Consider the following 8697-nt stretch of genomic DNA (forward strand, 5'->3'; position numbering starts at 1 on the left):
TCCAATGTGAATTTGATTTTTCACTTCTCCTATGAAAACGGGACAAGTTTCTTTCGCATGGTCGCAAACTGTAATCACATAATCAAATGATTGATCGATAAACTTTTCTACACTCTTCGGTACACCACTACTTATATCTACTCCGAGTTCTTTCATAACCTGAACAGCTTTTAGATTTATTTTTTCTGCGGGATTAGTGCCGGCAGAATATACTTCAAGATTTTTGTCGAATGATTTAAGAAACCCTTCTGCCATTTGACTTCGGCAGGAGTTTCCTGTGCAGAGAATCAAGATTCTTTTTTTCATTTATTTACATACCCTTCAAAAGTCTCTAAATTCAGATCTGGTCGTTGAGACTTTTGAAGTATTATGTTGTTGAGATTTTTGAAGTATTCTCTTACCATAATATATTTCTAATTGTCTGAAAATCTCTATACGATTGGTGAATGTCAATAAAATCTTTTTTCCTTCCAAACCAACTTAAGACATCTTCCTTTTTGATTTTTGTTGTGCGTGATGATAGGAGCGAATTATATGAACTGAATTTCCATTCAGATGCTTTTTTGCATAAGCCCAATCGAACAGGATTTAGATGAATATAGACTATCAAGCGAGTTAAATATTGCTGCTTATCAATAAGTTTCCGTTTGAATTTATATTGAAACAAGCTGCCCGTTCTGTTGTAATTATTATTTATTGCTTTTGCATATGTAATAAAAAAGTCTTTGAATGCTTTTTGAAGAGGAGATAAGTGAAATACTCCAGGCAAATCTGTAGGATTCTCTAAGACTTTTGATGTATTTTCTTTTACTCTAACCAATAGATGAAAATGATTGGGCAATAAACAATACGCAAACGTCTCTAAATAATTGGTGAGATATTTATCGTATTTTTCTAAGAAGTAGTAATAATTATTTTCTTCGAAAAAAATATTTTCCCTGTTATTACCTCTATTATAAATATGATAAAAATTACCTTCAAACATTGTTTTTACTTAAAACTTTAAAAAGTCTTTAAAACTTCAAAAGTCATTGAAACTTCAAAAGTCTTTGATTCCAGTTTTGCATTGTTGAGACTTTTGAAGTATTCTTCTACTCATTCAGAAATCCTTCGAGATGCTTGCATACTGAAATTCCTAAAGCGGTTAAATTATATCCTCCTTCAAGAACTGAAATAATCGGAATGTCAGTTTTGCCAGCAAAATCGTTCAGCAAACGAGTCATCAGAAAGTAATCATCTTCCAAAAGATTCATGCTTGCTAATGGATCGTTTTTGTGTGCATCAAATCCGGAGGAAATCATCATCAGTTGCGGATTAAATTCGTTCAGTTTAGGAATTATTTTATCCAAAATAATTTTCAAATACATTTTTCTTTCAGTCCCCGCAGGAAGTGGAAAATTTAAAGTAAGTCCCTTGCCATCTCCTTTTCCAATTTCAGTTGCAGCTCCGGTACCTGGATAAAACGGAAATTGATGCAAGCTGATAAATAACACTTTAGAAGACTCATAAAAAATTTCTTGAGTACCATTACCGTGGTGAACATCCCAATCGATGATCGCAATTCGATACAAATTGCATTTTTCGATAGCATATTGAGCGCCGATAGCAATGTTATTGAAAAGACAAAAACCCATCACTCGATTCGATTCAGCATGATGTCCAGGGGGGCGAATAGCGCAGAAAACTCGAGAGAATTTTTTAGACAATACATTATCTACGGCGGTTAAAACTCCGCCTGCTGCAAGCAAAGCGGTTTCCAGACTGTATTCATTGGCATAAGTATCACCGGAATCGAGAATTTGTTTTCCGGATTTAATTGAATCTTGAACGTAATCTAAGTGTCGCTTCGTATGTACTAAGAGAATTTCTTCTTCAGGAGCAATTCGCGGCTCGAGAAATTGAAATTTGTTTTTCAATGTCGAACTCTTCTTGATTGAACTAATAATTGTATTCAATCGATCGGGATTTTCTGAATGATAAAATGGGGGAGAGTGAAGCAAATATTTATCTGAATAGACAATTCCTATCATAACTAATATGAACAATTATTTGTGTTGTCTCTCCAATGGTGTAGTCGATAACAACTATTTTACCTGCTGTCACCGACAGTCGGTGAAAACATTCAAATTACTTTTTCTTCGACTTAACTGGTCTTTTTCTTGTAACTGACTTTTTCCTGGTAGCTGATTTACTAGCAGCTTTTTTGGTTTTGTATTTAGACGCTTTTTTTAAAGTTTTTTTCATTGAAGCAGGTTTAGTTTTCTTTTGAACTTTTGCTTTTTTTACGACTTTCGATTTTACTGTTTTCTTTTTCGCAGTTTTTTGCTTTACAACTTTTTTTACCTTTTTAACTTTACGAACTTTCATCTTCCTCTGTCCTGCAACGAGATTGAGGGCACTCCCCGCCTTGAACCATTCAATCTGATTTTTGTTGTAGGAATGATTTAAAAGAATTTCATCCGAAGTCCCATCTGAATGGTGAATGATCATTTGAAGTTGTTTGCCTGGAGTAAGATTTTTTAGTCTAATAATATCGAATTTATCATCCTCACGAACTAAGTCATAATTGTTGGGATTTGAAAAAGTTAGCGCGAGAATTCCTTGTTTCTTCAAATTTGTTTCATGGATTCTTGCAAATGACTTTACAACAATTGCTTTCGCACCTAAGTGGCGAGGCTCCATGGCGGCATGCTCGCGTGAGGAACCTTCACCGTAATTCTCATCACCGATAACGATCCAGCCAGTTTTGGCTGCCTTATAATCACGAGCCACATCTGATACAGATTTAATTTCACCGGTTACTAAGTTTTTTGTTTTACCGGCTTCACCCGAGAAGTTATTAATTGCACCGATGAACATATTATTTGAAATGTTATCCAAATGCCCACGATATTTTAACCACGGTCCAGCAGGTGAAATATGATCAGTAGTACATTTTCCTTTTGCTTTAACAAGAAGCGGCAGGTTTATAAAATCTTTTCCATCCCACTTGTTGAATGGACTCAGAGCTTGAAGTCGCTCGCTTTCGGCTGAAATTTGTACTTTAATTTTTGAACCATCTTTTGCAGGTTCAACGTAGCCTTCTTCATCTGTTACAAATCCATTTTGTGGAAGTTCGTCACCGATTGGGGGAGATAATTTTACTTCGTCACCGTTTTCATTTAATAATGTATCGGTCGCAGGATTGAAAGAGAGCTTTCCTGCGATAGCTAATGCCGTAGTAAGTTCGGGACCTGCAACAAAAGCTAATGTTTCAGGATTGCCATCATTTCGTTTTGCAAAATTTCTATTGAAAGAAGTTACTATTGTATTCCGTTCACCTTTTTGGATATCCATTCGCTTCCACATTCCAATACAAGGACCGCAGGCATTTGCGAGAACTGTTCCGCCTAGCTCAGTTAAAGTCTGCAGTTGTCCATCACGTTCAATTGTCGCACGAATTTGTTCCGATCCCGGAGTGATTGTGAATTGTGATTTTGCTTTCAATCCTTTTTGAAGTGCTTGGCGTGCGATGGCAGCAGACCGATCGATATCTTCATAACTCGAATTTGTACAGCTTCCGATCAATGCAACGCTGAGTTTATCCGGATAGTTTTTCTCAACGACAGCTTCTTTCATTTTTGATATTGGCCAAGCAAGATCAGGAGTGAATGGACCATTCAAGTGTGGTTCAAGTTCAGATAAATTTATTTCAATAACTTGATCGAAATATTTTTCCGGTTCGGCTTCAACTTCAGGATCTGCTTTTAGGTAATTTTCAGATTTCATTGAGAGGTTAAAAGCTAAAGCAGAAATTTCATCTCTTCCGGTTGCGTTCAGGTAATCTGCCATTCTGGAATCGAAGGGGAATAGAGAAGTTGTCGCACCTATTTCTGCACCCATATTGCAAATTGTTCCTTTACCTGTACATGAAATTGAATTTGTTCCTTCTCCGAAATATTCTACAATTGCACCTGTGCCCCCTTTAACTGTAAGAATTCCAGCTAACTTCAGAATAATATCTTTTGGCGAAGCCCATCCTGAAAGTTGTCCAGTTAATTTTACGCCAATTAATTTTGGAAATTTTAATTCCCAGGGCAATCCTGCCATAACATCGACTGCATCAGCACCCCCAACACCGATGGCGATCATCCCAAGTCCGCCTGCATTTGGTGTGTGCGAGTCTGTTCCAATCATCATTCCACCTGGAAATGCATAGTTCTCTAAAACGACTTGATGAATAATTCCTGCACCTGGTTTCCAAAATCCAATTCCGTACTTGTTGGATATGCTTGCGAGAAAATCATAGACTTCTTTATTCTCGTCGAAAGCTCTGAGCAAATCATCCTTCGCTCCAACTTGTGCTTGAATCAAATGATCGCAATGAACAGTTGATGGGACTTTGACTTTTGGAATTCCAACTGACATAAATTGCAGCAATGCCATTTGTGCGGTTGCATCCTGCATTGCTACACGATCAACAGCAAATTCAACGAAATCTTTACCGCGTTGAAATGGGGTTTTTACTTTTTCCCAAGAATGTGAATAGAGAATTTTTTCGGTATAAGTCATTGGTCTGCCAAGTAACTTCTTAGCGGCATCGACATTTTTTGAATGTCTTAAGTAAACTTTTTTTATTAAATCAAGATTGAATAACATTTTATTCCTCATTTTTTTCTGGTTCTTTAACTCTAAACATGTCGGAAGTGATTGTATCACATAGAAATAAAATCACTAGATTATTTTAGTACCTGTACGTTTAATTTCAAGGACGAATGGATCAGAATCGTTAAAATCTTCAGTATTGAATGGATGGATCTCGATATCCGAAGGAAAATTCAAAAGAATTTTGTTGAGTTTCTTTTTGTCCCAAAATCTACTCCCTTCGAAATCATCAGAGACTAACGCAATGTCTATGTCACTGAATTCAGTTGCCACACCAATTGCATGAGAGCCAAATAAATATGCCTCCTGTAAATTAAATTCTGCAGAAACTGAGGCAATAAATTCTCTAATGATTTCGATCAAATCTTTTTTAGTATACAATCAAAAAACTCCTTAATTCGAGTTAAGTAATCTTCAGCAAATCCCTTATTGCACTTTTTATAGAAATCAAATTTTTTATCGGGATATCGAGTTTCTATATTAAAATCATTGACTTCAAATAAGAATAATTTTTCGGCGTCACTTAATTTGAAGTTAGCATCTTCGGCAAGTTTCACAAGATTGGGGATTCGAGGTGGAATAATATCATCATTATTCTTTATCCACAATGCTTTCAATAATTTTTCTAAGGCGAGATGACCAACAAATAAACTCCAATCGTACCTTTCGCTTGAAAAAATTGCAAAGGCGGAATCCAAATCATGCTTTGCTGATTCACACCAATATTTTATTGCATTTGATTTATTTTGCAATTACAAATCCTTTTTCAAGTCACACTTAATTTATTCAATAATGTAACATGTAGCAAGTGAAAGCCGTTACGTCGGGCTTTCCTCCTAAAATTTTATTAAAACTTTTACTATTGCGGTGTGTGAAATTTTGAATGCAGAGTAGAGCCAGAATTCACTCTTATTCTGCATTCAGCACTCCGAATTCGACATTTGTTATATATTGTTTCATCTTCGCAAAAACACCGAACAAGCCGCCTGTATGTATGAACATCAGTTTATTGAACTCATTTCCTTGGTAAACGAAATGATCTATCATTCCATAAAATGCTTTGCCTGTATAAGCTGGATCGAATAAAATTCCGGTTTCTTGTGAAATCTCTGTCAAGAGAGACACTTTTTCATCGGAAATATTTTCATAGCCTTCTGTTGAGTAGCCATCAAGAATTTCAAAATCCTTTGAAGTGATTTTGATCCTGAGCTTATATTTTTTTGAACATCTGTTTGCAAGTTCGACAGTAATTTTTTCAAAATCTCCGGATGTCTTTAGTACATTAAATCCAACGATTTTTGACTTTAAATTATAAAGTTTTTTTCCAAGAACGAGTCCAGCAATTGTACCGCCTGAACCAACGGCGGTTATTAAATGACTTGGTTTGTTTTTAATTTTTTTCAATTGTTTTTGGAGTTCATTAACAAATTCGATGTATCCCCAAATTCCAACCTCCGATGATCCTCCCTCGTGAATGAAATAACCTTTCAAACCTTGCATCGCTAATTTTTTGATATCTTTTTCTGCGATTGAATAAATTCGGTTGTACTCCTCCGATGTAACGTATTTTATTTCAGCGCCAAATAATTTGCTTAGGGCTAAATTTCCATCAACAATTTTTTGGTCAGTTCCGCGAAGATATAAAATACATCTTAATCCAAGTTTAGCTGCAACACATGCTGTTGCTCGTGTATGATTTGACTGAATACCGCCGCAAGTTAAAAGCACATTTGCCTTTTTGCTCAGTGCGTCGAAAGCGAGATATTCCAATTTCCTTATTTTATTCCCGGTCCATTCAGTTCCAGTGTAATCATCCCGTTTTATAAGAATTTCAAAACCCTCGTAAAACATAGCGTGAATGGGTGTTGGAAGATTAGCAAGTTCGATTTTGTCTGGGATAATCATACAGTATAAAATTTATAGTTATATGAAAAAAATTATTTATCAATTTGCTTGAGAATTTTCATTTCCCAATTTCTTGAAAAATTCATTCGCTGCGATTAAATCTTGGTCAGTATCGACAGAGATGGAATCATAATCTTGAAAAACTTCGACCTTGATTTTATAACCATTTTCAATCATTCTGAGCTGTTCAAGACTTTCCATTTTCTCCAGCTGGGTTTGTGCAAGTTTATTTATTTGGAGCAAAGCATCTCTTCTATAAACGTAGAGTCCAATATGCCTTAGAAAAATTTTAATATCCAAGATTTTTTCTGCATATGGAATAATCGCCCGAGAAAAGTAAAGTGCATATCCGAATTTGTCAACAACAACTTTCGGCATCGAAGGATTTTTTAAATCCGATTCGTTCTGAAAATTAGTCGCAGCAGTGGAAACTTGAACTTCATCTATTTGCAGTAAAGGTTTAATCGATTTGTCAATTATTTCTCTTTTGATAAAAGGTTCATCTCCTTGAATATTCACAATAATGTCGAATTCAGGATTTTCATTTGCAAAATAAGCAGCTCTGTCCGTCCCGCTTTTCAGATTTTCATGAGTCAGCTCAGCTTGACCGCCAAAGTCTTTCACTACTTTATATATTCTCTGATCGTCAGTTAATACAACTAATCTGTCAAGATAAACGGATTTATTTGCAGATTCGTATGTGTGTTGTATCATAGGTTTATCGCCAATCATTCGCAAAGGCTTTCCTGGCAAACGAATAGATGAATATCTGGCTGGAATAACTCCTAGGATTTTGGACATTAAATCACCTTTGGCACTTTGAAAAATTCTTGTGTTGCATCAGGTGCATTCTTTAATGCCTCATCTCTTGAAATACTAGGTTCAACTTTATCCGCGCGGAAAACATTTTCAACAGGGATCGGATGAGAAAGCGGTTCTACATTTTCAGTATTAATTTGATTCAATTTATCCATGTAATTAAGAATGCTGGTCATTTCTTTTTGGAAACTGACTTCCTCTTCTTCACTTAAACTCAGTTTAGCAAGCTTAGCAATATGTTTTACTTCTTCACGAGTTACAGCCATTAACTACTTCTCATAATTATTTACTATTATTTCTCTCACTTCATTCATTAGAGCAACTTCGGAACTCTTTTCTGTATTTCCATCATGCTCGATCGGCTTATCAATGATAAGTTTTACTTTTCCACTTTTGATATTGAATTTCTTTTTCGGAAGAATTTCATAAGTCCCTTTGATTGTTACAGGAACAATTTTTTTTCCGCTTCGTGTTGCAAGTGTGAAGGCTCCTCTCTTGAAGGATTGAATCGAGCCATCTTTACTGCGGGTTCCTTCTGCAAAAAGAAGGACTGAAACTCCACGTTTTATTTTTTCAATTGCTTGATTTAGACTTTGCATCGCTTTACCAGGATTTTGCCTGTCAATTAAAATATATGGACCTAGTTTCAACTGCCAACCGAAAATGGGAATTTTTGCTAGTTCTTTTTTAAATACGATTCTTAATTGCCCTGGAATTGCTTTCATAACGACCGGGATATCAAACAGACTAACATGGTTAGAAACATAAATATAACTTTCATTGGGCCGCAGATGCTCTTGGCCGATAAATTCAACTTTAACACCTGAAATCCAAAGAATTGAATTTGACCATACCTTCCCGACAATGTTGTATAATCTTCCCCCAGGTTCGATTAAAGCTGTGATCAATGCGATGATCGCTAAAACAATTGTAATTACAACCAATGTAAAAAGTTTTATAGATGTAATTAAACCAGAAATCATTTAATTATTTCTGCAAGTTTGTTCAAGTCAATTTTTTTAAGAATTGTTCGAAGGTCTTCAAATTCATCCACCTCCGTTCCGTTCAAGTCGACAATTATTCTGTTTTCTACAATCACAGAAAGCTGTGCAGTTTGCAAGTCCTTTTGATAGCTTTCGAAGGCAGGATAACCATTAACTTTCATCGTATGTGCAAATCCTTCCACATCATCAATGGAAACATTTGAGCGGATGTATGAATCGTATGGAGCATAAAGTTCTTCGATGCCTGCATAATCTAAAATTTGAACAGAGATAGTGGTACCATCGTTCTTCGAATAAATAACTTCAGCAGTTGCAAACGTTGAAG

10 protein-coding genes are annotated in these 8697 nt (G+C 35.6%); all 10 read right to left on the bottom strand.

The window, feature by feature from the left end:
* Positions 1–306, bottom strand: a 306-nt coding sequence (locus FJ213_12130) for an arsenate reductase ArsC (GenBank protein MBM4176901.1), incomplete at its 3' end; no start/stop codon positions are given.
* Between the two features lie 91 nt (positions 307–397).
* The gene (locus FJ213_12135; protein ID MBM4176902.1) at positions 398–985 is read right to left on the bottom strand and encodes a transposase; all 588 of its coding nucleotides are present in this window, start codon (positions 983–985) and stop codon (positions 398–400) included.
* A gap of 106 nt (positions 986–1091) precedes the next feature.
* Positions 1092–2030, bottom strand: coding sequence for a histone deacetylase (locus FJ213_12140; GenBank protein MBM4176903.1), 939 nt, complete (start codon positions 2028–2030; stop codon positions 1092–1094).
* A 97-nt stretch (positions 2031–2127) separates the two neighbouring features.
* Positions 2128–4638, bottom strand: coding sequence for an aconitate hydratase (locus FJ213_12145; protein MBM4176904.1), 2511 nt, complete (start codon positions 4636–4638; stop codon positions 2128–2130).
* A 75-nt stretch (positions 4639–4713) separates the two neighbouring features.
* A complete protein-coding gene (locus tag FJ213_12150; protein ID MBM4176905.1) occupies positions 4714–5025 on the bottom strand; it encodes a nucleotidyltransferase domain-containing protein in 312 nt (103 codons plus the stop codon).
* A complete protein-coding gene (locus tag FJ213_12155) occupies positions 5004–5396 on the bottom strand; it encodes a HEPN domain-containing protein (protein ID MBM4176906.1) in 393 nt (130 codons plus the stop codon). Before FJ213_12155 ends, FJ213_12150 begins: the two co-directional genes overlap by 22 nt.
* Before the next feature lie 157 nt (positions 5397–5553).
* Positions 5554–6549 carry a pyridoxal-phosphate dependent enzyme gene (locus FJ213_12160; protein ID MBM4176907.1) on the bottom strand — a complete coding sequence of 332 codons (996 nt, stop codon included), beginning with the start codon at positions 6547–6549 and terminating at the stop codon, positions 5554–5556.
* A 39-nt stretch (positions 6550–6588) separates the two neighbouring features.
* A complete protein-coding gene (gene kdsB, locus FJ213_12165) occupies positions 6589–7350 on the bottom strand; it encodes a 3-deoxy-manno-octulosonate cytidylyltransferase (GenBank protein MBM4176908.1) in 762 nt (253 codons plus the stop codon).
* The gene (gatC, locus tag FJ213_12170; GenBank protein ID MBM4176909.1) at positions 7350–7634 is read right to left on the bottom strand and encodes an Asp-tRNA(Asn)/Glu-tRNA(Gln) amidotransferase subunit GatC; all 285 of its coding nucleotides are present in this window, start codon (positions 7632–7634) and stop codon (positions 7350–7352) included. The genes kdsB and gatC overlap by 1 nt, the downstream gene beginning before the upstream one ends.
* Before the next feature lie 3 nt (positions 7635–7637).
* On the bottom strand, positions 7638–8351 hold the full coding sequence (locus tag FJ213_12175) for a 1-acyl-sn-glycerol-3-phosphate acyltransferase (GenBank protein MBM4176910.1): 714 nt from the start codon (positions 8349–8351) through the stop codon (positions 7638–7640).
* Between the last annotated feature and the right edge of the window lie 346 nt (positions 8352–8697).

This window comes from Ignavibacteria bacterium, from assembly GCA_016873845.1.
Classification (GTDB): Bacteria; Bacteroidota; Ignavibacteria; order Ch128b; family Ch128b; genus JAHJVF01.